Raw genomic sequence first — 23,155 nt, 5'->3', positions numbered from 1 at the left:
CCCGGTCGGCGCCCATGGCAAGGGCGGTCCTCAGCGTCTCTTCGGCCTTGGCCGGACCGATCGAGACGACGATCACTTCCTCGCACCTGCCGGCTTCCTTCAGCCGCAGCGCCTCTTCCACCGAGATTTCGTCGAACGGGTTCATCGACATCTTCACATTGGCAAGCTCGACACCCGTGCCGTCCGGCTTCACCCGGATCTTGACGTTGTAGTCGACGACCCGTTTGACGGGTACGAGAATCTTCATGGGGGGTCCTTCCTTCACGGGAAACTGGCTTCAACGAAAATGCCCGCTCGCGCGCCGCTCCGATTGTCGAATGGCGACATCGATACGCGCTTTTCCTCCAAATACAACGCTTCTATGCCGCCGGTAGACGATTCGCCGGGCAATATATGAACGTTTACGTTCACGTCAATATTGTTGTCAGCGTCGGCCCCAGGGAAGGCGCTGCGCTGTGCGCCCATCCGTGTCGGCGGCGATGGCAGGGCCGGCGCCAGGATCGCTTCTCACGGCGCGGGGCGTGACGATCTCCCGGTCGAACAGCGGTACACCGGGTCGGCGCAACACCAGGATCAGAAGAGCCCCGGCAAGGATGCCGCCGACATGCGCGCCCCAGGAAACATCGCCATCCGGTGCGATCGCCAGCATGAAGAACTGCTGGCCGATCCACAAAAGCAGCGGGATGAAGGCAGGCAAGGGCAGGGGCAAACGGAAGAATACCAGCACCCAGACCTTGACGCGCGGATGCAGCATGACATAGGCGGCGACGACGCCGGAGATCGCCCCCGAGGCTCCAACCAGCGGTGCCTGCGAGGCCATGGCCAGCAGACCGTGGCAGAGCGCGCCGGCGGCTGCACAGACGACGTAGAAAATCAGGAAGCGCAAGTGTCCCATCGCGTCCTCGACATTGTCGCCAAAGACCCAGAGAAAAATCATGTTGGACGCCAGATGCCAGAAGCCGGAATGGACGAAGGCATAGGTGAGGTAGGTCAGCGGTTCCGGCACGATTTCCAGCCCCTGCGCCAGCACCGCGTCACCGAAGGCGATCGCCGGGATATAGCCGAGCCCGACGGTCGTCGCCTGGGCGGCCTGCTCGCTCTCCAGACTGGTCACAAGCCAGACCGCGACATTCAATGCGATCAGTGAGAGCGTCACCCACTGAACCTTGATATATTTCAGCGTATTGGCGTCGTGAAAAGGTATGAACATAAGGCCCCCCGGCGATCGCGACCGCGGCAAGCCTATCTGTTTTTTCCCGGAACCCAAAGCACATCCGCATGGCCGCGATCATTTGCATGACGCGCGGCGACGAAGAAGAAATCGGAGAGCCGATTGACATATTTCATCGCTGCCTCGCTGACGATTTCACCGTCGGTGCGGGCAAGCGCCACCATCAAACGTTCGGCGCGCCGCGCAATCGTCCGGGCAAGATGCAGATGTGCGGCGGCCGGGCTGCCGCCCGGCAGGATGAAGGATTTCAGCGGTTCCAGGCCGGCATTCAACTGGTCGATTTCGCGTTCCACGCGGTCGACCTGCGCCTCGACGATCCGCAGCGGTTCGTAGGCCGGCGGCTCGCCGGTATCGGGTGTGGCGAGATCGGCGCCGAGATCGAAGAGGTCGTTCTGGATCGACATCAGCATAGCGTCGAGCTCGGGCAAGCCGGCCGTGTGCAGTCGCGCCAGGCCGATGGCGGAATTGGCTTCGTCGATCGTGCCATAGGCCTCGACGCGGAGATCGTCCTTTGTCCGGCGCGGCCCGGAAACCAGCCCTGTGGTGCCGTCATCGCCGGTTTTGGTGTAGATCTTGTTGAGTTTTACCATGCCGCACCGCCTATTGGTGGGAAGGCTGAACCACTCCACCCTTCGTCATGCTCGGGCTTAACCCGAGCATCCACATGGCATTCACTAGCAGTCGTGGCACGGATCCTCGGCTCAAGGCCTGGGGTGACGGAAGGTGGAGTTGGCATTGTCGCAAAATTTGCCGCTGCGTACAGAACCACCGCGTCGTGCATGGCCTCACCTCCCTCATTCCTGTGCTCGTCACAGGAATCCACCGCGCCCAAGTCTTTGGGCGCGGGAGAGGCTTTTGAACGTCTGATTTTGTTATTCACCGCGCGGACGCGCGGTGGCTGGATTCCTGTGACGAGCACAGGAATGAGGGAGTTCGAGGAGACGATAGTACCCAATTTTATCCCTCTGTCGTTAGATTGCCCGGTCACGTCGGCCGGCCACCACCGGTCAGCCAGAGCGTCACCATGATCAGGACGACGGCGATTGCCTGTAGCAGGACGCGAAGCTGCATCAGCTTGTTGGAACGGTTGGCATCGCCGCCCTTCATCATATTGAAGAGGCCGCGGATCAGGACGAGGGCGACGGCGCCCATGACGATGATCGCAAGGATATAGGTGACCGTGGACATGGCATTCAGCTTTCTCAGTCCGTCCAGCGCATCAGGCGGTAGAAGAGGTCTGCCGGAAGCAGCCGCTTCAGGAACATGCCCTGCTTGGCCGGAGTCGTTACAGGATAATGTGGCCTTGGATTTTTCGAGTTCAATGCGTGTTTCAATACGGAATAGACTGCTTCCGGGCCAAGCTTATGGCGGCTGACCGGGCCAGATCCATTAAGTCTTGCCAGTTGCTTGACATAGTCGGCCGCGTGCTGCGAATTCTCAAGGTCGATATGCTCCTTGATCTTTGCGAGCGCGTTGGCGGTGAAACGCGTGGCGATCGGTCCCGGCTCGATCAGGCTCACATGGATGCCACTGCCCTGTAGCTCCATGCGCAAGGTGATGCTGAGGCCTTCGAGCGCGAATTTGGAAGCGGTGTAGGCGCCGCGATAGCGATAGGGCACGACGCCGAGGATCGACGAGCACTGCACGATCCGCCCCTCTCGGCGTTTGCGCATCGCCGGGATGATCTGCCGCGTCAGTTCGTGCCAGCCAAAGAAATTCGCCTCGAACTGGGCGCGCAACGCGGCCGTCGAAAGATCTTCGACGGCGCCCGGCTGGCCGTAGGCGCCATTGTTGAAAAGCGCGTCGATGCGGCCGCCGCTGCGTTCCAGGACCGCGTCGACCAGCTCCGAAATCGTCTCGGACCTGGCATAGTCCATCAGCAAGGCTTCAATGCCGTCTGCCTCCAGCCCCGGCAGGTCTTCCGCCTTGCGCACCGTCGCAAAGACGCGCCAGCCATCGGCTTTCAGAGCCCGCACGCAATGAGCGCCGATGCCGGACGAGCATCCGGTCACGACGATGGTACGCTCTCCCGCCATGGAATGATTCCTGTACAAAATGGGACTCGTTTCCCATATTCGGCCAGAGGATACAATCTGGAAAGCCGGAGACGGAATGCCGAAGGCGCTGCGCACGATCTACGACGTGGTCTACGACGCGATCTGTCATATGATCGAGGACGACGGCTTTGCCATGGCGAGCCATGTGGCGCTGTCCAGCCTGCTTGCGGTTTTCCCCTTCCTGATCTTCGGCACGGCGCTTGCAAGCTTCCTCGGCGCCGATCAATTTTCCTCGACCGCCATCCATCTGATCTTCGACACCTGGCCCGAGGCGATTGCCAAGCCGCTCGCCGACCAGGTGCTGCAGGTGTTGACAATTCCGCGCGGCGGGCTGCTGACGATCTCGGTGCTGGCGGCCGCCTATTTCGCCTCGAACGGCGTCGAGGCGCTGCGCATCTCGCTCAACCGCGCCTACCGGGTGCAGGAGACGAGACCGTGGTATTTCACCCGACTCGCGAGCCTCGGCTATGTGCTGATCGCGGTGATCATCTTTGCGGCGATCAGCATCCTGCTGGTCGCCGTGCCGCTGGCGCTCGATTATGCCAGGAACTGGTTTCCGCTGTTTGCCGACACGCTCGACATCGTCTTCAGCTGGCGCATTTACGGCACGCTGGTGGTTCTGACGGTCGGATTGCTGGTCATGCATCTCTGGTTGCCGGCAGGCAAGCGGCGGGTCTTTGATGTCATCCCGGGCGTGCTGCTGACCCTGCTTCTCTGGCTCGCCGGCGCGCTGATCTTTGCCTATTACCTGGCGACCTTCGCCAATTATACCGCAACCTATGCCGGCCTCGCCTCGGTCATGATCGTGCTGATCTTCCTCTACATGATCGGCGTCATCTTCATCATCGGGGCGGAGATCAATGCAGCGCTGATCAAATTCCGCGTCTTCCGGATGTTCTCCCACACGCTTTCGATCGTCGGCAGAGAGCGTGCCGAACGGGCATCAGAGCCCGACAAGGCGGCGAATATCGGCCCATGACATGCCGCGGGCGCGCAATTCGCCAAGCCCGCTGTCGCCGTCGCTTTTCGAAAGCTTGCGGCCGGCCGCATCGAGAATGAGACGGTGATGGTGATAGATCGGTTGCGGCAGGTCGAGCAACACCTGCAGCAGCCGGTGCACCGATGTCGCGGGGAAGAGGTCGAGGCCGCGCACGACGTGGGTGACGCCCTGCAGCGCATCGTCGACGACGACTGAAAGATGATAGCTCGACGGGGCGTCCGAGCGCGACAGGATGACATCGCCCCAGACTTCGGGGTCGGCGGCGATCTCGCCCGATCTGCCGTCGCCGGTTTCGGTCCAGAACAGCAGTTCGCCGATCAGGTCCAGCGCCTTGCGCATATCGAGCCGCCAGGCATGTTTCTTTCCCGAGGTCAGCATTTCCCGCCACTCGTCTTCCGGGCGCTCGCGATCGTTTGCGGGATAGTGTGGCGTGCCGTCGGGATCGCGCGGCCAGGATTCACCGGCCGCCTCATAGGCAGCGACGCGCGCCTTCACCTCGCCTCGGGTCAGGAAGGCCGGATAGACCAGGCCGCGCTCGATCAGCGCGTGCAGTACTGCCTGATATTCGGGGAAATGTTCCGACTGGCGCCGCACCGGGCTTTCCCAGCCGATATCAAGCCAGTCGAGATCGCTCAGGATGCCGGCCTCGAACTCTGGAGTGCAGCGCGCCTGGTCGATATCCTCGATGCGCAGCAGCAGGCGCCCACGCGCGATCGCCGCCATGTCGCGGTTCAGGAGAGCCGAGAGGGCATGGCCGAGATGCAACTGTCCGTTGGGACTCGGCGCAAAACGAAAGACAGGTTTTTGACGCTCGCTCGTGGTCATGCTTTCTTCTGCCATGGATTTAGGTTTTGAACCACTGCGAGGCGATGTGCAGATCATCCGCAACGAAGACGACGTCAGCCGGGGGCTCGAAGCACTGCTTCGTGTCGATCCACGCCTTGTGCCGATCGCGGTGGATGCAGGGCCCGTTCCGCTGCGGTTGCGCGAACCGGATTTTGCCGGCCTTGCCCATATCATCGTCTCACAAATGGTATCGCGCGCCAGTGCCGAGGCGATCTGGCGGCGCATGCTGCCGGCGGACGGTCTTTTGACCGCCGAGGGCTATGCGCTGCTTCACGCCGAGGCCTGGCGTGAATTCGGCCTGTCACGCGCCAAGGCTGAGACCCTGTCGCGGATCGCCGAAGCCGTTGCCTCCGGCCGCCTCGATCTTTCCGGGCTCTGCCTGATGCCGCCTGAAGAAGCGCTTGGCGAACTCACCGCGCTGAAGGGCGTCGGTCCGTGGACGGCGGAGGTCTATCTGATGTTCTGCGGCGGCCATGCCGATGTCTTTCCGGCCGGCGATGTCGCGCTTCAGAATGCCGTCGGCGCGGCATTCGGTCTCGCGGCCCGGCCTGAAGCAAAGGCTCTGGCTGCCTTGGCGGAACCCTGGTCGCCGTGGCGCTCCGTGGCGGCCCGGCTTTTCTGGGCCTATTACGCCGCGAAAACGCGCCGCGACATGGTGCCGACCAGCTGATCGGCAACACTCTTCAAATTGCCTTTATCCTCTGAATTTATTGGACTTCACAATCCTGTAACAACCGGCCTAATATACAGGTGCAGATGCCGAATCGATCAGGAGAGTCCCTTGACGATTGCAGTCTCCCCACAGGCCCTGCCAGCGCTCGTCCTGAACGCTGACTTCCGGCCACTGAGTTATTATCCCTTGTCGCTGTGGTCCTGGCAGGACGCGATCAAGGCGGTATTTCTCGACCGCGTGAACATCATCGCGGAATACGAGCATTCGGTTTCCTCGCCGAGTTTCTCGATGCGGCTTCCGAGTGTCGTGTGTCTCAAGACCTACGTTCAGCCGTCCCGCAATCCCGCTTTCACCCGGTTCAACGTGTTCCTGCGCGACCGGTTCGAATGCCAGTATTGCGGCGCCCATGACGATCTGACCTTCGACCACGTCATCCCGCGCGCCCATGGCGGCGAGACCACCTGGGAGAATGTCGTGGCAGCCTGTTCGCCCTGCAATCTGCGCAAGGGCAGCAAGCTTCCCAAGCAGGCAAGCATGTTCCCGTCGCAGAAGCCCTATCAGCCGACGGTGCAGGATCTGCACAATAACGGCAGGCTGTTCCCGCCAAACTATCTGCATGACAGCTGGCTCGACTATCTCTACTGGGATACCGAACTGCAGCCTTGATCAAGCGGCTTTGCGAACGCCTGCGAAGGCGAAGGCTGCGAGCAGAATTCCGGCAATCACGTTCCAGCCCGCAAAAGACAGGCCGAGCACCCTGAGTGCTGCATCGGTGCAGGATGGGCCCTTGATCGTGTTGAGTTCGCCGAGCAGATCGCCGGCATTGGTCGTCATGCTGCTGGCCGTCGTCGAGCAGGTGGCCGGGCCGGCCCAGAAATGCCATTCGACGCCGGCGTGATAGACGCCCATGCCCGCGGTGACCAGCATTAGCATGCCGGCGGCAAGAATGAGCGCGCGGGTGATCCAGTTCGGCAGGCCGACGAGTTCCGAAATCGCTGCGAGGATGGCGATCGGGATGGCGTAATAATAAGGCTGGCGCTGCAGCAGGCAGAGTGCGCAGGGAATGTAGCCGCCGATATATTGGAAACCAAGCGCCGTGCCGACCGCGGCCGCCATGCCGATGGCGAGCAATATGGAATAGACAAACCCGGGGCGGGCGAGCGGCGAGGAAGTGGCAGTCATGGCGGAACTCCGCGAAGTTGGCTTAGTGGCACGATGCCGAAAAGCGCGAGCGGTTTTCGGACAACCTTATGTTCTAGTGAGCGAGGTAGCGGTAGGCGATGTATAAAACGATCACGGCAGTTGCACCGAAGCCGACGATCTGGCCGAGGCGCTTCTCGATGAAGTCCCGGATCGGTTCGCCGTAGCGGCGCAGCAGCCAGGCGAGGAAGAGGAAACGCGCCCCGCGCGCAACGATCGCCGAAACAATGAAAAGGCCCAGATTGACGTGAATGACGCCGGACAGGATTGTGACGATCTTGATCGGCGGCAGATGCGCAACACCTGATGTGACAAGCAGCAGCAGGATCGTCTCGTAGGTGACATAGGCTTTCATCTGCTCGAAGGCGTCGAGCTTGCCGTAGAATTCGAGAACCGGCCGGGCCACCGTCTCATAGGCGTAATAGCCGAGCGCCCAGCCGGCGATGCCGCCGAGCACGGAAGCGATGGTCGCGATCAACGCGTAGCGATAGGAGCGCTCCGGCTTGGCAAGCGCCATCGGCAGGAAAAGCACATCGGCGGGGACGAGAAAGATGGAGCTTTCGACGAAGGCGATGACGGCGAGCCAGACTTCGGCCGATTTGCGCGAGGCCAAAGACATGGTCCAGTCGTAAAGTCTGCGGAGCATTCCGTTCCCTTCCTGTTGCAGTGCGAAAAGCTTTAGGGGGCGTGTGCGGCGCTGTAAATGCTTGCCCGTGTCCTTCGTGCCACCCCTGTCCAAAAATTTTCGTGATGTGGGGCATCGGCGCCTCTCCCAAGATTTCACGGGATGGCGAATCGGCGATTCTCCGGCAAGCTGTCTCAGAGCATGATACCGAAAACTGTGGGCGGTTTTCTTAAGACATCATGCTCCAGCCGAATTGGGGCGACTGCAGGGTGGCATGAGCATGTTCAAAGTGATTGAAGGCGGCCGCGGGCAGGCCGTGCACATGGTTGAGCGGTTCGAAGAGGGCCGCGGGCCGAGCCGAGACGACGTGCGCCGGGAGGCGGCGCGGCGGTTGAGTGCCAGCGGCTATCATCTCTCGCGCATCCGGGAGTTCGCGACCGGCGTGCCGATGCTGGCGTCTCTTCAATACCTGTCGCTGCAGATCGATTTTGCGGCCGAGAGCTTGTCGCGACTCGATCCGATCCCGGAGGATTTCCGCGCCGATGGCTATTGGCCGGCAGGCTGAGCAATCGTGCTATCGCCGAGACATGCGCCCATGTTGCGTCATGAGAGATCCATCGATTTTTCCCATTGCTGACGCTGGTCGTTCATCTCCGTGCGTTTCTGGGCCATTTCGCTGACTGCGGCGCGCAAATTGGGATGACGCGCCATGAACATGTTGAAGTCGCGCCGCTCGAGCACCTCGAACTGGCAGAAGTCGACGGCAATGACGTCGGCAGTGCGCCGTCCGCCGGTCAGAAGCGCCATTTCGCCGAAAAAGGCACCGGGCTCCAGGCGGATCGCGCCACTGGCGAGGCGGACTTCCACCGCTCCCGATGAGATAAAATACATGCCGTCGCCGCGATCGCCGCGGCGGATGACGCGCTCGCCGGGCGGCGCGGATTTCGCCTTGAAGAGCAGCAGCAGTTCCTCTTGCGCGTCTTCGTCGACCTCAGAGAATAGCGGGAAAGTCTCGATCAGCTGCTGCATCTTCAGTTGATGCTCGCGTTCGCGCTCCTCACCGAGCGCCTTGATTTTTTCCAGTTCCTTGCCGAGCGCCTTCTGCCTCTTCCTGCCGTAGCTTTCCCAAAGGGAGGGCCATTTCGAATGGATATATTTCTTCAGCCCGTCGGTCGCGAAGATTACGATGGGATTGAGTGTGATCGACAGGATTGCCGCAGCAAGGATCAGATCCTGGCCCTCATGCGGCAGCAGCCCAAGCGAGACACCGAGGCCGGCGAGGATGAAGGAGAATTCGCCGATCTGGGCAAGGCCGCCGGCCAAGGTCAGCCCCAGGCCGATCGGATATCGCAGCAGCATGACGATCGTGAAGGTGATGATGCCCTTGCCGAGGATGATGAGCGCCAGCGCGCCGATCACCGCCAGCGGCTGGCGCACCAGGATCGATGGGTCGAAGAGCATGCCGACGGAGACGAAGAACAGCACGGAGAAGGCATTCTGCAACGGCAGCGAGTCGGCCGCTGCCCTGTGGCTGAGCTGGGATTCGCTCATGACGACGCCGGCAAAAAAGGCGCCGAGCGCGAAGGAGACGCCGAAGATCGCCGCCGAGCCGAAGGCGATGCCGAGGGCGATCGCCAGTACCGTCAGCGTGAAGAGTTCGCGCGAGCCGGTGCGGGCGACCATCGTCAGCAGCCAGGGCACGATGCGCGGGCCGAGGAAGATCGCCATGGCGGCGAAACCCATAACCTTCAGCAGCGTCAGGCCGATCGTCAGCACCAGGGAAAGCTCGCCGAGGCCGTGGTTGGCCGTAGCGACGGCATTGCCACCCAGAAGTTCTGCAAGGGCCGGCAGCAGCACTAGCGCCAGCACCATCACCAGATCCTCGACGATCAGCCAGCCAACGGCGACGCGCCCGCTCGGCGCGTTGACGAGATTGCGCTCCTCCAGCGCCTTCAGCAGAACGACGGTGCTCGCCACAGACAGGCTCAGGCCCAGGACGATGCCGGCACCGAGGCTCCAGCCCCAGAGTTTGCAAAGGCCGATGCCCATGAGGGTGGCGAGGATGATGCGCCCGATCGCGCCCGGCACGGCGATGCCACGCACGGCCAGCAGGTCGGAGGCGGAAAAATGCAGGCCGACGCCGAACATCAGAAGGATGACGCCCATTTCGGCGAGTTGACCGGCAAGGGCGGTATCGGCGACGAAGCCCGGCGTGAACGGCCCCATCAGGATACCGGCCATCAGGTAGCCGACCAGCGGCGGCAGCCGAAGCCGGTCAGCAGCATACCCCAGGACCGCCGCGAAAACGAAACTGACGGCAACCGTCGCGATGAGCCCTACTTCCTGATGCACGTCTGACCCTTCCTGTGATTGCGGCGGCCACTCTGTACGAAGTGCAAGCGGAATTAAACAGTTGATTTGGGTGCGCTGCCCTTGTTTGCGGTCTTGCCCGTGAGGCCCGGAACTCGTCTGCCGCAAGGTCGGGCCTCCGGCGATGTTGGAACCACTTGTCTCTTGTCTCGTTGCTCTTTCATCAAGAAAGGAGAAACGACATGCGGAAGATCATCCTGAATTGTACGGTAGCGGCCCTTGCCGCCTGCTCGTTTGCAGCGCCTGTTCTCGCCGACAGCGTCTATGTCCGGGAGCGTTCCTATGACGACGGCTATCGTCATGAGCGGGTACGACCCGGCATCACCATCAGCGAGCGTGGCGTCACTTTCGGTGCGGTGCGCGAACGCGAGCACCGCCGCTATCGCGACTATGGCTGCGAAACCAGGAGCGTCACCCGACAGACCGACGAAGGCGAGGTTACCAAGACGGTCCGGCGTTGCGATTGACCAGGATTACCCGACGAAGGCGAAGCCCGGTTCCAATGAGCCGGGTTTTCGCCTTTCGTGGCGCGAATATCGCAATGCAGTGGTGAAACTCGTCCGTCGGTGTTATGAGCACGCCTTTGGTACAAGCGCATTCCCAGCGCAAACAACACCTGCACAGGATCTTTTAGTATGATTGAGCTTACGCCGTCCCAGATTGCCGCACTGAAACTCGCCAGGGATGGAGACCTTTACCCTCAGCCAGCCAATAAATGGACGCATCAGAACGCGACGGTGACCTACGCAAAGACCGACCGTTGGAAAGAGCGGCCTCAGAAAATCAAATCGGTCACCGCCAAGACGCTGGGTGAGCTGAAGGAGCCTGGTTTTCTCGAGCGGCGGCACCTCGATGACGATGTCTCGAAAGACGTCTACGGCATCACCATGGCCGGCAAGATGTGGCTGTTGAAGAACAAGTAGTTTTATTCGGATACGGATTCGTTGCGTGCTCCCGCGTCAGTTTGTTGATGCGGAGGTACGACACAATTGTATTCGGGATGAACTATCGAACCAGTCCGCCTTCATTCCTGACGGAACTGCGGCGCGACAGCCTCCGCTTAGCTGCTCTCTTCGGCTGGCCGAGCCGAAGCTCATAGAGCGTAGGCTGGTGCCCCATGCCGGAGTCGAACCAGCACTTCTTTCGAAACTCGATTTTGAGTCGAGCGCGTCTACCAATTCCGCCAATGGGGCAACGGATACGACCGGGCGGCTGTCTAACATGTGAGCGCCTGCACGCGCAAGACGGGCAAGCGAAGTTATCCAACTGATCCTGTAGAGAGATCCGACCTCGTTTCGAGGCCGGATGCTTTTGATATCAATGGGCCGCCGCGGGTGCCGGAGCGGTCAGGCCGGACTTCTTCAGCGTGATCGCCAGGATCGATGCCAGCAGGCAGAAGGCGCCGGCGATGAAGAAGGCGGGCAGGTAGCTCGAAAGCTCCGTGCGCGAGAGGCCGGCGCCATAGGCGGCGGTGGCGGCTCCCAGCTGATGGCCGGCGAAGACCCAGCCGAAGACGAGGCCGGCCTTTTCGCGGCCGAAGCGGTCGGCGGCGATCTTGACGGTCGGCGGCACGGTGGCGATCCAGTCGAGGCCGTAGAAGACGGCGAAGATGGAGAGGCCGTAAAAGCTGAAATCGCTGAAGGGCAGGTAGAGCAGCGACAGGCCGCGAAAGCCGTAATAAAAGAACAGCAGCCAGCGATTGTCGAAGCGGTCGGACAGCCAGCCGGAGCCGATGGTGCCGAAGAAATCGAAGATGCCCATGACGGCCAGCACACTGGCGGCGGCCACCGGCACGATGCCAAAATCGCCGCAGAGGGTGACGAAATGGGTCTGGATTAGGCCATTGGTGCTGAGGCCGCAGATGAAGAAGGTGGCAAACAGGATCCAGAAAGTCGACGTCTTCGAGATGTCTCTGAGCACTGTGATTGGCGTCATCAGCGCGACTCCGAGAGAGGTGCTTGCCGGCGGCGGCGTTACCTGGGTTTCGCCGAGGGCGGGCAAGTTGAGGTCGGCCGGCCGGTCGCGCATGAAGGCTAGCACGGCAAGGGCTGCGACCATGATCATGGCGCAGACAAAAAACACCGTCGAGCGCCAGCCATAGCGTTGCGTCAGCTCCGCCATCAGCGGCAGAAAGACGAGCTGGCCGGTGGCCGAACTTGCCGAAAGCATGCCGACGACGAGGCCACGATGCTTGGTGAACCAGCGGGTGGAGATCGTTGCGGCGAGTACCATGGCCGTCAGGCCGGTGCCGAAGCCGACGACAATGCCCCAGAGCAGCAGCAGCTGCCACAGCGTGGTCATGAACAGCGAACCGATGAAGCCAGCGCCGATCAGGGTGAGGGCGAAAACGATGACCTTGCGCACGCCGAAATAATTCATGAAGGCGGCGGCGAACGGGCCCATGAAACCGAAAAGGATCAGGCGGATGGCAAGGGCTGAGGAGATCTGCGACGTCTCCCAGCCGAACTCGTCCTGCAGCGGCTTGATGAGAACGCCAGGTGCGCCCATGGCGCCTGCGGTGACCAGCATGGTGAGAAAGGTTGCGGCAGCGACGACCCAGCCGTAGTGGATGTTACGCCGGGCAAGAGAGGAGGCAAGGGCTGTGGAAACCATGGGCGAGATTCCGTTCGAATTCAGCTTGGGGAAAATGCAAGATCGATTTACATGATGGCCATCATATTTGTTGCCTATTGATGATGGACGTCATATATTTTGTCAAGCGACTATTTCTGGAGATGAAAAATGCGGGTGAGCCGCGAGAAGTTTGCCGAAAACCGAGAGAAAATCCTGGGCGTTGCCGGCGTGCTCTTCCGCGAGAACGGTTTCGACGGGGTCGGCGTCGCCGACATCATGAAGGCGGCGGGGCTGACGCATGGCGGTTTCTACGGTCATTTCGCTTCGAAGGACGACCTGGCGCTGGAGGTCAGCCGTAAGCTGATCGACAAGGTCGAAACGCGCTGGAAGGAGCATATCGCCGATTCTCCGGATCGGCCGCTGGAATCGCTGCTCGACCATTATATCCACTGGCGCACGGTCGACGATCCGGGCGGCAGCTGCGTCTTCGCGACGCTGATCCAGGAGGTGAGCCGCAGCCGCGGTGCTGTCCACGCCGTCTTCAGCGACGGGCTGTCCGTGCTGGTCGACACACTCGCCGATATCGTTCCCGGCGAGACCGAAGAAGAACGCCGCGCCAATGCCGCGACGACCCTCTCATCGATGATGGGCGCCGTCATTCTGGCGCGCGCGGTGGAGGACAGGGCGCTTGCCGAGCAGTTTCTGGTGACGATGCGCCGGCAGCTCGATCCCGGCAGTCGGATATAATCTCAGGATGGTGATGGTTTCGATTTCCCCTCCGCGCAAACGGAGGGGATCTGCCTTGATCGCTGAGGCTGAAAACCCGCCGGCGGCTATTTGAAACCGGCGACGGCGTGCGGGATGTAGGGTGCTTCCAGTGCGGCGATTTCTTCAGTGGTGAGCTTGACGGAGAGCGCGGCAACCGCGTCGCTGAGGTGGCCCGGTTTGGAAGCGCCGATGATCGGGGCGGTCACGGCACTCTTCTGCAGGATCCAGGCGGTTGCGACCTGGGCGCGGGAGACGCCGCGAGCCTTGGCGATCTCGGCCACGGCCTCGACGATTTTGCGGTCTGCATCGCTCGACTGCGTGTAGAGCGTCTTGCCGAATTCGTCGGTTTCGCTGCGCGCCGTCGCCTCGTCCCAGTCGCGGGTCAGTCGGCCGCGGGCAAGCGGGCTCCAGGGGATGACGGCGATCTTCTGATCTTCGCAGAGCGGCAGCATTTCACGTTCTTCTTCGCGGTAGAGCAGGTTCAGGTGGTCCTGCATGCTGACGAATTCGGTCCAGCCGTTCAGCCTGGAGACGTAGAGCGCCTTGGCAAATTGCCACGCATACATGGAGGAGGCGCCGATATAACGCGCTTTGCCGGATTTGACGACGTCGTGCAGCGCTTCCAGCGTTTCCTCGATCGGCGTCGTGTAATCGAAGCGGTGGATCTGATAGAGGTCGACATAGTCGGTGCCGAGACGGCGCAGGCTGTTGTCGATTTCATCGAAGATCGCCTTGCGCGACAGGCCGGCGCCGTTGGGGCCTGGCCGCATGCGATTGAACACCTTGGTCGCCAGCACGATGTCCTCTCGCTTGGCGAAATCTTTAATAGCACGGCCGACGATCTCTTCCGAGGAGCCGTTGGAATAGGTGTTGGCGGTGTCGAGGAAATTGATGCCGAGGTCGATCGCCTGCTTGATCATCGCCCGGCTTTCTTCTTCCCGCAGGCTCCAGGCATGATTGCCGCGGCCGGGATCGCCGAAGGTCATGCAGCCCAGGCAGATTTTCGAAACTTCCAGACCGGTCTTGCCAAATTTTGCGTATTCCATGAAACGACTCCGCGATTAAAATTTGATCACCCAATTCGATGCCCCCAATTCCATGCCCCAGGGGATGGCCTCCATGATCTAGCGCGGAACCGGCAAAGTCGCAGGGCGGCCGACGAAGAACCGTTCTGCCAGGCACACAACAATGCGTGATGGGCTCGGAAGCCAGGCCTGTCATCGCCGCCCCGGACCGGCTGCTTGCGCAATTGCAGCACAAGGTGTTAGCTGGTGCAGCATTCACCGGATTTCGCCTATGATCCTGCCGTCCCACGATCGCTACGACGATCTCTATCGCGATTTCTCGTGGCGGATTCCCGAAGGCTTCAATATCGGCCGCGCCGTCAGCGACGACTGGGCGGCGAGGGCGCCGGAGCGCGTCTGCCTCGAACATTTCAGCCCGGACGGCCATCACCGCACCCTGACCTATCGCGCGCTCGCCGACCGTTCCTCGGCCTTTGCAAATGCGCTGGTTTCGCTTGGTATCGAACGTGGCGATCGCGTCGCGCTGCTCTTGCCGCAATCCTTCGAGACGGTGATTGCGCATGTGGCGATCTACAAGAGCGGCGCGATCGCGCTGCCGCTGGCGCTGCTCTTCGGCGTCGAGGCGTTGGAATACCGGCTGAAGGCGGCAGGCGTCGTGGCCGTCGTCACCAATGGCTTCGGTCTCGAACGCATCCGCCAGATCCGCGATCGGCTGCCGATGCTGAAACATCTCATCAGCATCGACGGGGCGAGTACCGATGCAGCCGCCTTCGGCGAATTGGTGGACGGCCATTCTCCCGTCTTCGATGTCGTCAAGACCGGTCCGGACGATCCCGCATTGATGATCTTCACTTCGGGAACGACGGGGCCGCCGAAGGGTGCGCTGCATGGCCACCGTGTGCTGCCCGGCCATATTCCCGGCATGCAGTTTGCCCATGAGGATTTTCCGAAAGCGGGCGACAAGGTCTGGACGCCGTCCGACTGGGCCTGGGCGGGTGGGCTGCTCAACGCGCTGCTGCCGAGCCTGCTGCTCGGCGTTCCCGTCGTCTCGTCGCCGGCGCAGAAATTCGATGCCGACATGGCCTATCGGATCATGGCCGAGATGGGGGTGCGCAACGCCTTCATTCCGCCGACGGCATTGAGGCTGATGCGATCTGTTTCGGATCCACGCTCGAAATACCATCTGGTGCTGCGCACCATCGGCTCGGCCGGGGAGGCGCTCGGCCGCGAGACCTATGAATGGGCACAGCGCACGCTCGGCATCACCGTCAACGAATTCTACGGCCAGACGGAGTGCAATTTCGTGCTCGCTTCGAGCGCTGCCCATGGCGTCACCAAGGCGGGCGCCATCGGACGGGCGGTGCCCGGGCATCGCGTTGCGATCGTCAGCGAAGCGGGTGACGCTTTGCCAGTCGGCGAACCGGGCCAGATCGCTATCGCCAGTCCCGATCCCGTGATGTTCCTCGGCTATTGGGACGATGCGGCGGCGACGGCGCGAAAATTCGCCAAAGGCTGGCTGCTTACCGGCGATATCGGCCGGCAGGACGCCGACGGTTACGTCACTTTCGAGGGCCGCGATGACGACGTCATCACCTCGTCGGGATATCGCATCGGCCCGGCCGAAATCGAGGATTGCCTGATCGGCCATCCCGCCGTGCAGCTTGCCGCCGCCGTCGGCAAACCCGATACGGTGCGCACCGAGATCGTCAAGGCCTATATCGTTCTGTCGCCAGGCCATCATCCAAGCGAAGCGCTGGCCGCCGATATCAGGGAGTGGGTGAAGACGCGGCTTTCAATGCACGAATATCCGCGCGAGGTGGAATTCATCGATGCCTTGCCGCTGACGACCACCGGCAAGGTGATCCGCCGGCTGCTGCGCGAAAAGGCGGCGGCCGAAGATTAGTGCATATCGCCCGGAAGTGTGTAGCGGTTCCGGAAGAACGATATGCAAATAAAGGGCTTTAGCCCCGGCCGGCCAGCGACATGATCTTCTCGCGCAGCATCTTCGCCATATTGCGGGTGCTGCGGTACATGTGGAGCTGGGCTGAGACCTGGCGCATGTCGCGGTCGCCGTTCTGCGTCAGGCCGATCACCAGCGTTCCCATCTCCTCGCGCTCCTGCCAGAAGCGGCTCATGATCGGATGATCCGAGACGGCGCAGGAATCGGAGCGCACGATATTGGCGTCGTCGAGATGCCATTCGGTGAGTTCGCTCATCAATAGCTTGCCCGGCGAATAGCGGGCATAGTTCTCGTCATAGGCGGTCTTCCAGGTGTAGGCCTCGCCACCCATCATCAAAACGACGATGGCGGCAATCGCCTTGCCGTTGAGGTCGATCGTGTGAATACGCACGGCGTCGACGGCGGCAAGGTTCGACACCGCCTCGCGGGCGAAAGCCGTATGATAGCGATCGGTGACAAGAGCGCTTCGCCGCTTACCCTTCCAGCCGCCGGCTTCCATCGCCAGGAATTCCTCGAAACGGATGTGGATTTCGCGGGGCTGGCGGGCGACGGCATACACCGCCGTTCCCTGTTCCTCCAGCAGACGCCACTGGCGGCGCATCTCGCGCATGTGCGAGGAAGAGATGGTGCGGCCGAGATAGGCCGGCGCCTCTTCGTCACTCTGCAGCATCGGCCGCAAGTAGGGATTGGTGACGGTGACGGGAAGATTGCGGCTGAGCGCAACGGCCTTGACCATGCGCACGAAGATGCCGTTCAGCCTGAGATCCGGCAGAACCAGTATGCCGGGCAGATTGAGATCGCGCGCGGTCAGTCCCTCGAAGAGGTTGTCGAGGGTCTCGGCTGCATCCTCGCTGTCGACCAGCGGCGTGCCGAGCGGGCCGAAGCTGTTCGACCAGCCGCGGATGATCGACGGACCGACGGCAAAGCCCGGCTTGTCGATCGAAAACGGCATCAGAAAGCGCATGCGGCTGCGGCCGGCATTGTAGTCGCGGATCAGGGCGAAGTTTACCTGCCGGTCTTCGAGCCGCGGCATGGCGGGAGCGAGAAAGCGGCCGGAGAAGAAGACGTTCGGTTCCATAGCCCGGTGGGAGAGAAAGTCGAGTTCTTCCTGCAGCTCATAGCCGAGCTTGCCCGGGTAGAGGCAGAGCTCGCGTCCGGGTCGTCCGATCTCGGCGCGCGCCTCGGCCCGCGGCGCTTCGAAATGCAGCGCGGCGAGATCATGCACCATGCGGTTGGCAGCGCTGTCGGTGCTTTCGGTAACGGGAGGAATACGCACCATCTATCGAACTCTCATCTCTGGCGTTGCGGTGGAGGGGCTGGCGAAGGCGAAAAGGACGATGCCGAGCGTGCGGCGCACGGCGAGATGCAGCAGGATTGCCTCGACCGCCATGGCGGAAGCCGTGGCGATCGCTGTGCCTTCGATGCCGTAATGCGGGATCAAAGCAAGGTTGAGGCCGACATTGGCCGTCAGCGCGCCGGCGTAGAGCGCGACGCAGATATTCTGTCTGCCGGCCATCATCAGCAGCGTTTCGGCCGGGCCGACCAACGACTTGGCGAGGATGCCGGCGAGCAGGATCGCCATGACCAGAAAACCTGAGGTGAAGGCGCCGCCGAAGAGCGACAGCAGAATATGTCCGGCGGCAAGCACCGCAAGTCCAACACCGAGCGCCGGCCAGAAGGTCCAGCGGGCGGCGTCGATAGCGGCGGTCGCCAGTTGGGCGTGGTCGCCTTCGGCGATAATCGAGGAGAAGCGCGGGCCGGAGGCCGCCTTGACCGAGAAATTGATGAAATGCACCAGCGCCATCGTCTTGGCGGCGGCGAAGTAGATGGCGACGTCGTGCGGCTCGAGGAAAATGCCGACAACGACGACATCGGAATTGGTGAGCAGGAAGCTGACGCCCTCGATCAGGAAAATCGGAAAAGCGACGCTGAACCAGGCGAGGAAATCGACCTTGTGCGGGCCTTTGTCATAATGCCGGCGAAGGCGATAGAGCGTTGCGGCATACTGGCCAAGCGCGGTGACGAAGGTCGCGGCGAGTGCTGCCTGCATCGCGGTGACGGCCGTATGCTCGGCGCCGCTGGCAATGGCAATCAGCATGAAGGCGATGATGAGGATGGGGCGGATAATATAGACCGGGCTCAGCGCCATCACCGGCCAGTGGTTCGCCCGCGAGGTGCCTTCCAGAATGTCGCCGAGCGCGATCATCGGCATGGCGAGCAGGCCGAGGAAGATCGGGACGAGATAATAGACCTGGATCATATCGCCGAAGAAATGCAGCCCGAGCATGCCGGCGGCGAGCACTGCAGTACCCGAAAGCAGTGCAAAGATGCGCGCCGTGCCGGTGAGGCCGCGGATTTCCTCTACGGCGCCGGCTGCCCGGTATTGCGGCAGGAAGCGGATGATCGCCGTTTGGAAACCAAGGCATGAGAGATCGCCGAAGACGACGACCAGTACCCAGACGAAAACGAAGATGCCGTATTCATATTCGCCCATCAGCCGGGCAAGCACGATCTGGGAGACGAAGGCGAGTGCCGCGCTAAGGATGCGAATCGTGAAGGCCGTCAGCGCCATGCGCTGAGCGGCCGCCTTCTCACCACGTTCGGTGAGCACGGCTGCAAGCATGCGCAACGCGCGGCCGCCGATCAGGCGCAGGCCCGCGGGCAGCATTTTCTCCGCTGTTTCTATGACCGCCATGATGAACACGCAAAACTCTGAAAGTCAGGCAAATCGTCCCGAAGTCTTGACAGAACAGGGTTAAGAAACGGTTCCGGATCGGGCTTGCCGCCCGACACTGTAATTCCGGTTTTCCGGCGCTGCCGCAGAAAAGAAAATGCCGCCCGAAGGCGGCATTTTCGCAGTCTTTGCGGCTTGCCTCAGACCTGTTCGAAGGCGCCGTGGCAATGCTTGTATTTCTTGCCGGAACCGCAGGGGCAGGTCTCGTTGCGGCCGACTTTGCCCCAGGTGGCCGGGTCATCAGGATTGCGGTTCTCGGGAGAAACGAGGACTTCCGATGCCTGGTAGATCGCCGGGGCGAAATCGTCCTCGCCGGTCGTCGGATCCAGGTGGTGGGCCTGCATCAACGGCGGTTCGGGCTCGACAGGGGCCTGCTGCACCAGCTCGACGCGCATCAGCTGTGCGGTCACCGCCTCGCGCAGATTGTTCAGCAGCGCGGTGAACAGCTCGAAGGCTTCCGACTTGTATTCCTGCAGCGGATCGCGCTGGGCATAGCCGCGGAAGCCGATGACGGAGCGCAGATGGTCGAGATTGACGATGTGCTCGCGCCAGAGATGATCGAGCGTCTGCATGACCACCGAGCGTTCGACATAATGCATGATGTCGTCGCCGAAACGCTCGGCCTTTTCCGTGAAGGCGGCGTTGGTGGCTTCCGTCAGGCGCTCGCGGATATCGTCTTCGCCAATGCCTTCTTCCTTCACCCAATCTTCAACCGGCAGGTCGAGATTAAGGATGTTCAAGGCACCGGTCTTCAGGCCAGCTGCATCCCATTGCTCGGCATAAGCGCGCTCGGGGATGTGCTTTTCGACCAGATCCTCGATCACCTCACGACGCATGTCGGAAACGGTTTCGGAAATATTGGTCGATTCCATCAGTTCGAGGCGCTGCTCGAAGATCACCTTGCGCTGATCGTTGAGAACGTCGTCGTACTTCAACAGGTTCTTACGGATATCGAAGTTGCGGGCTTCGACCTTCTTCTGGGCGCGCTCCAGGGCCTTGTTGATCCACGGATGGACGATCGCCTCGCCCTCCTTGAGCCCGAGCTTGGTCAGCATGCTGTCCATGCGGTCGGAGCCGAAGATGCGCATCAGGTCGTCCTGAAGCGAGAGGTAGAATTTCGAGCGGCCGGGGTCGCCCTGACGGCCGGAGCGGCCGCGCAGCTGGTTGTCGATGCGGCGGCTTTCATGGCGTTCGGTGGCGATGACGTAGAGACCGCCGGCGGCGAGCGCCTTCTGCTTAAGTTCCTTGATTTCCTCGACGATTGCCTGGATCCGGGCGTCGCGCTCGGGACCGGCTTCGACTTCGCCGAGTTCGCGCTCGATGCGCATGTCGAGGTTGCCGCCGAGCTGAATGTCGGTACCGCGGCCGGCCATATTGGTGGCGATCGTGATGGCACCCGGCACGCCGGCCTGTGCGACGATATAGGCTTCCTGCTCGTGATAGCGGGCGTTCAATACCTTGAAGTCGTCGAAGCCCTGATTGCGCAGGCGTTCGGCGAGCAGTTCGGATTTTTCGATCGAGGTGGTGCCGACCAGTACCGGCTGGCCGCGCTTGTGGGCGTCGAGGATCTCCTCGATGATCGCCTTGAACTTCTCGTCAAAGGTCCGGTAGACCTCGTCGTCCTCGTCGAGGCGCTGGATCGGCAGGTTGGTCGGAACCTCGATGACATCGAGATTATAGATGTTGGCGAATTCTTCCGCTTCCGTCTGCGCTGTACCGGTCATGCCGGCGAGCTTGGCATACATGCGGAAATAGTTCTGGAAGGTGATCGAGGCCAGCGTCTGGTTTTCCGGCTGGATCTGCACCCTTTCCTTGGCTTCGAGCGCCTGGTGCTGACCTTCCGAATAGCGGCGGCCCGGCATCATGCGGCCGGTGAACTCGTCGATGATGACGACTTCGTCGTTGCGGACGATATAGTCCTTATCGCGCTGGAACAGCTTGTGGGCCTTCAGCGCGTTGTTGACGTGGTGGACGATCGCGACGTTCTCGATGTCGTAGAGTGCGTTGCCCTTCAAGAGGCCGGCCTGACGAAGCAGGTTTTCCAGCTTCTCGGTGCCCTCTTCCGAGAAGTTGGCCGAGCGCTGCTTCTCGTCGATCTCGTAATCGCTAGGCACCAGCATCGGAATGTAGGCGTCGATCGTATTATAGAGTTCGGAGCGGTCGTCGAGCGGACCGGAGATGATCAGCGGCGTGCGCGCCTCGTCGACGAGGATCGAGTCCACTTCGTCGACGATCGCGAAGTTGTGGCCGCGCTGGACCATCTGGTTCTTCTCGTACTTCATGTTATCGCGCAGATAATCGAAGCCGAGTTCGTTGTTGGTGGCGTAAGTGATGTCGCAGGCATAGGCCGCGTGACGTTCCTCGTCGGAGAGGCCGTGGACGATGACGCCGGTGGTCATGCCGAGGAAGCTGTAGACGCGGCCCATGGTCGCGGCATCGCGCTGGGCGAGGTAATCGTTGACGGTGACGACGTGCACGCCCTTGCCGGAAAGCGCGTTCAGATAGACCGGCAGGGTGGCGACGAGGGTCTTGCCTTCGCCGGTCTTCATTTCGGCGATCGCATTCGAATGCAGGATCATGCCGCCGACCAGCTGTACGTCAAAAGGCCGCAGGCCGAGAACGCGGCGCGAGGCTTCGCGCACGACGGCAAAGGCCGGGATCAGAATGTCGTCGAGCGTCTTGCCCTCGGCAAGCAGCGCACGAAACTCTACGGTCTTTGCCGTGAGCTGCTCGTCCGTCAGGGCCTGGGTCTTCTCTTCGATAGAGTTGATGGCAGTGACGTTCGGTTGGAAAGACCGCACGCGGCGGTCATTGGAAGATCCAAACAACTTGCGGGCTAGACCGCCAAAGCTGACCATATGACTGGTCCTTTCTCAAATATTCATCCCCGACGTTTGTTGTTCGCGGCCCAGCCGAAAATCAGGCGCGCGGCTAAAACGCCCGGAAACTGTTCTGGACGCGAGGTTGCGTGACAGATAAGAGGGGGGTCGAATGATGTCAACGGATTTGGCGGATACAGAAAGGCCACAATCCGGTGTTGATGGCTATTTTGGGCCGATTCAGGCGATGCTGAAACCGGCGATGTAACTGTGAAGGGTATTTCATGTTGAGCACCAACAAACTTGCCGTACTGGCGTTTGCAACTTTTGTTGCACTCCAGGCCCCGGCCTATGCCGATGATGCCGTCATCGCCAAGGTCGGCACGCTGGAGATTCACCAGTCGGAACTCGACCTCGCCGTCGCCAATCTCGACCCGCAGCTGGCGCAGCTTCCCGATGACCAAAAGAAGGTCGCAGCCCTTTCCGCCGCCATCGACGTGAAGCTGCTCGCCGCCGACGCTGCGGCCGAGAAGCTCGATCAGACCGACGAATTCAAGAAGCGCATGCAGTATCTCACCGACCGCGAGCTGCACAACGCCTACTTCAAGAAGCATGTCGTCGACATCGTGACGCCTGAAGAAGTCAAGGCTCGCTACGACAAGGAAGTCGCTGCTCTGCCGAAGCAGGAGGAAGTTCACGCCCGTCATATCCTCGTCAAGACCGAGGACGAAGCCAAGGACATCATCAAGCAGCTCGACGCCGGCAAGGATTTCGCCGAACTCGCCAAGGAAAAGTCCACCGATCCGAACAAGTCGGAAGGCGGCGATCTCGGTTATTTCTCGCGCGGCCGGATGGTCAAGGAATTCGAGGACGCGGCCTTCGCGCTGGAGAAGGGCACCTATTCCAAGACGCCCGTCAAGACCGATTTCGGCTATCACGTCATCAAGGTCGAGGATCAACGCGACGCCGCGCCGCCGCCCTTCGAGCAGGTGCAGGATCAGGTTCGTCAGCTCGTCATGCGCGACAAGTATCTTGAACTTCTGAATAAGGCGAAGGCCTCCGCCAAGATCGAAATCACCGACGAGACGCTGCGCAAGGGTTACGATCAGGCCAACAAGCAGCCGGAGCCGGGCAGTGATCCCGTCGCGCCGGCGCCGAAGCAGTAATATTCGCATCAGGGCCCGGTTTTTCCGGGCCCTTTAATATCATTGTTGTTGTTGCATTTCCGGACGGCGAACCGGTTTCCATTCGCCTGGAAATGCCCATTGGCAGG

Annotated in this window: 23 protein-coding genes and 1 tRNA gene; 9 read left to right on the top strand and 15 right to left on the bottom strand. The window is 61.4% G+C overall.

Translation table 11 applies throughout. From position 1 onward, the window contains the following. The 5 genes from HJB89_RS32375 to HJB89_RS32355 form a co-directional block, all read right to left on the bottom strand. Nucleotides 1–247, bottom strand: a 247-nt coding sequence (locus HJB89_RS32375; RefSeq protein WP_409201834.1) for an electron transfer flavoprotein subunit beta/FixA family protein, incomplete at its 3' end; no start/stop codon positions are given. Nucleotides 248–424: 177 nt separating this feature from the next. Continuing rightward, nucleotides 425–1,210: a rhomboid family intramembrane serine protease gene (locus HJB89_RS32370; RefSeq protein WP_221151001.1), complete on the bottom strand. Its 786-nt coding sequence runs from the start codon at nucleotides 1,208–1,210 to the stop codon at nucleotides 425–427. 32 nt (nucleotides 1,211–1,242) lie between these two features. Further along, a complete protein-coding gene (locus HJB89_RS32365; protein ID WP_207581982.1) occupies nucleotides 1,243–1,821 on the bottom strand; it encodes a cob(I)yrinic acid a,c-diamide adenosyltransferase in 579 nt (192 codons plus the stop codon). Between the two features lie 394 nt (nucleotides 1,822–2,215). Continuing rightward, entirely contained in the window at nucleotides 2,216–2,419 is a 204-nt protein-coding gene (locus HJB89_RS32360; RefSeq protein ID WP_207581981.1) for a twin transmembrane helix small protein, read from the bottom strand. A 14-nt stretch (nucleotides 2,420–2,433) separates the two neighbouring features. Beyond that, nucleotides 2,434–3,267: an SDR family oxidoreductase gene (locus HJB89_RS32355; protein WP_207581980.1), complete on the bottom strand. Its 834-nt coding sequence runs from the start codon at nucleotides 3,265–3,267 to the stop codon at nucleotides 2,434–2,436. A 76-nt stretch (nucleotides 3,268–3,343) separates the two neighbouring features. On the opposite strand from HJB89_RS32355, the gene HJB89_RS32350 reads away from it, so the two are divergent. Beyond that, on the top strand, nucleotides 3,344–4,267 hold the full coding sequence (locus tag HJB89_RS32350) for a YihY/virulence factor BrkB family protein (RefSeq protein ID WP_207581979.1): 924 nt from the start codon (nucleotides 3,344–3,346) through the stop codon (nucleotides 4,265–4,267). Here HJB89_RS32350 and gluQRS read toward each other — a convergent pair. After that, nucleotides 4,232–5,113, bottom strand: a complete 882-nt coding sequence (gluQRS, locus tag HJB89_RS32345) for a tRNA glutamyl-Q(34) synthetase GluQRS (protein ID WP_207581978.1) — start codon at nucleotides 5,111–5,113, stop codon at nucleotides 4,232–4,234. The genes HJB89_RS32350 and gluQRS overlap by 36 nt on opposite strands. On the opposite strand from gluQRS, the gene HJB89_RS32340 reads away from it, so the two are divergent. Further along, nucleotides 5,112–5,804, top strand: a complete 693-nt coding sequence (locus tag HJB89_RS32340; protein WP_221151000.1) for a DNA-3-methyladenine glycosylase — start codon at nucleotides 5,112–5,114, stop codon at nucleotides 5,802–5,804. The genes gluQRS and HJB89_RS32340 overlap by 2 nt on opposite strands. Before the next feature lie 111 nt (nucleotides 5,805–5,915). Continuing rightward, a complete protein-coding gene (locus HJB89_RS32335) occupies nucleotides 5,916–6,473 on the top strand; it encodes an HNH endonuclease (RefSeq protein ID WP_007632738.1) in 558 nt (185 codons plus the stop codon). Here the strand turns inward: HJB89_RS32335 and HJB89_RS32330 are convergent, their stop codons facing one another. Next, on the bottom strand, nucleotides 6,474–6,989 hold the full coding sequence (locus HJB89_RS32330) for a disulfide bond formation protein B (protein WP_207581976.1): 516 nt from the start codon (nucleotides 6,987–6,989) through the stop codon (nucleotides 6,474–6,476). A gap of 73 nt (nucleotides 6,990–7,062) precedes the next feature. Next, nucleotides 7,063–7,653 (bottom strand): YqaA family protein, encoded by a 591-nt coding sequence (locus HJB89_RS32325; RefSeq protein ID WP_207581975.1) that lies wholly within the window; start codon nucleotides 7,651–7,653, stop codon nucleotides 7,063–7,065. A gap of 253 nt (nucleotides 7,654–7,906) precedes the next feature. Here HJB89_RS32325 and HJB89_RS32320 point away from each other — a divergent pair, with 253 nt between their 5' ends. After that, a complete protein-coding gene (locus HJB89_RS32320) occupies nucleotides 7,907–8,197 on the top strand; it encodes a hypothetical protein (protein ID WP_221150999.1) in 291 nt (96 codons plus the stop codon). 38 nt (nucleotides 8,198–8,235) lie between these two features. Here HJB89_RS32320 and HJB89_RS32315 read toward each other — a convergent pair whose 3' ends face one another. After that, complete coding sequence (locus HJB89_RS32315) at nucleotides 8,236–9,984, bottom strand: cation:proton antiporter (RefSeq protein WP_207581973.1); 1,749 nt, start codon at nucleotides 9,982–9,984, stop codon at nucleotides 8,236–8,238. Between the two features lie 200 nt (nucleotides 9,985–10,184). Here HJB89_RS32315 and HJB89_RS32310 point away from each other — a divergent pair, with 200 nt between their 5' ends. Both HJB89_RS32310 and HJB89_RS32305 read left to right on the top strand, forming a co-directional pair. Then, the gene (locus HJB89_RS32310) at nucleotides 10,185–10,469 is read left to right on the top strand and encodes a hypothetical protein (RefSeq protein WP_207581972.1); all 285 of its coding nucleotides are present in this window, start codon (nucleotides 10,185–10,187) and stop codon (nucleotides 10,467–10,469) included. A 168-nt stretch (nucleotides 10,470–10,637) separates the two neighbouring features. Then, entirely contained in the window at nucleotides 10,638–10,925 is a 288-nt protein-coding gene (locus HJB89_RS32305) for a hypothetical protein (protein WP_097622071.1), read from the top strand. A 185-nt stretch (nucleotides 10,926–11,110) separates the two neighbouring features. Here HJB89_RS32305 and HJB89_RS32300 read toward each other — a convergent pair. Further along, nucleotides 11,111–11,195 (bottom strand) — tRNA-Leu (locus HJB89_RS32300). A gap of 124 nt (nucleotides 11,196–11,319) precedes the next feature. Next, nucleotides 11,320–12,615 (bottom strand): MFS transporter, encoded by a 1,296-nt coding sequence (locus tag HJB89_RS32295; RefSeq protein ID WP_221117840.1) that lies wholly within the window; start codon nucleotides 12,613–12,615, stop codon nucleotides 11,320–11,322. A 129-nt stretch (nucleotides 12,616–12,744) separates the two neighbouring features. Here HJB89_RS32295 and HJB89_RS32290 point away from each other — a divergent pair, with 129 nt between their 5' ends. After that, nucleotides 12,745–13,323, top strand: coding sequence for a TetR/AcrR family transcriptional regulator (locus HJB89_RS32290; RefSeq protein WP_221150998.1), 579 nt, complete (start codon nucleotides 12,745–12,747; stop codon nucleotides 13,321–13,323). Nucleotides 13,324–13,409: 86 nt separating this feature from the next. Here HJB89_RS32290 and HJB89_RS32285 read toward each other — a convergent pair whose 3' ends face one another. Further along, nucleotides 13,410–14,390, bottom strand: a complete 981-nt coding sequence (locus HJB89_RS32285; protein ID WP_207581969.1) for an aldo/keto reductase — start codon at nucleotides 14,388–14,390, stop codon at nucleotides 13,410–13,412. A 250-nt stretch (nucleotides 14,391–14,640) separates the two neighbouring features. Between HJB89_RS32285 and HJB89_RS32280 the strand changes: the two genes are divergently transcribed. Beyond that, nucleotides 14,641–16,272, top strand: coding sequence for an AMP-binding protein (locus HJB89_RS32280; protein ID WP_207581968.1), 1,632 nt, complete (start codon nucleotides 14,641–14,643; stop codon nucleotides 16,270–16,272). A gap of 58 nt (nucleotides 16,273–16,330) precedes the next feature. Here HJB89_RS32280 and HJB89_RS32275 read toward each other — a convergent pair whose 3' ends face one another. The 3 genes from HJB89_RS32275 to secA all read right to left on the bottom strand — a co-directional run bounded on the left by HJB89_RS32275 (nucleotide 16,331) and on the right by secA (nucleotide 21,921). Then, on the bottom strand, nucleotides 16,331–17,608 hold the full coding sequence (locus HJB89_RS32275) for a GNAT family N-acetyltransferase (protein ID WP_221150997.1): 1,278 nt from the start codon (nucleotides 17,606–17,608) through the stop codon (nucleotides 16,331–16,333). After that, nucleotides 17,609–19,024: an oligosaccharide flippase family protein gene (locus HJB89_RS32270; protein WP_221150996.1), complete on the bottom strand. Its 1,416-nt coding sequence runs from the start codon at nucleotides 19,022–19,024 to the stop codon at nucleotides 17,609–17,611. Nucleotides 19,025–19,203: 179 nt separating this feature from the next. Further along, complete coding sequence (gene secA / locus HJB89_RS32265) at nucleotides 19,204–21,921, bottom strand: preprotein translocase subunit SecA (protein WP_221150995.1); 2,718 nt, start codon at nucleotides 21,919–21,921, stop codon at nucleotides 19,204–19,206. A gap of 245 nt (nucleotides 21,922–22,166) precedes the next feature. On the opposite strand from secA, the gene HJB89_RS32260 reads away from it, so the two are divergent. Continuing rightward, entirely contained in the window at nucleotides 22,167–23,048 is an 882-nt protein-coding gene (locus HJB89_RS32260) for a peptidylprolyl isomerase (RefSeq protein WP_221150994.1), read from the top strand. The last annotated feature ends 107 nt before the right edge of the window (nucleotides 23,049–23,155 follow it).

Origin of the sequence: Rhizobium sp. NZLR8, assembly GCF_019685025.1 — a bacterium.
In the GTDB taxonomy this organism is placed as follows: domain Bacteria; phylum Pseudomonadota; class Alphaproteobacteria; order Rhizobiales; family Rhizobiaceae; genus Rhizobium.
Note: the sequence above shows the minus strand (reverse complement) of the source record. Positions and strands in the feature narration are given on the sequence as shown.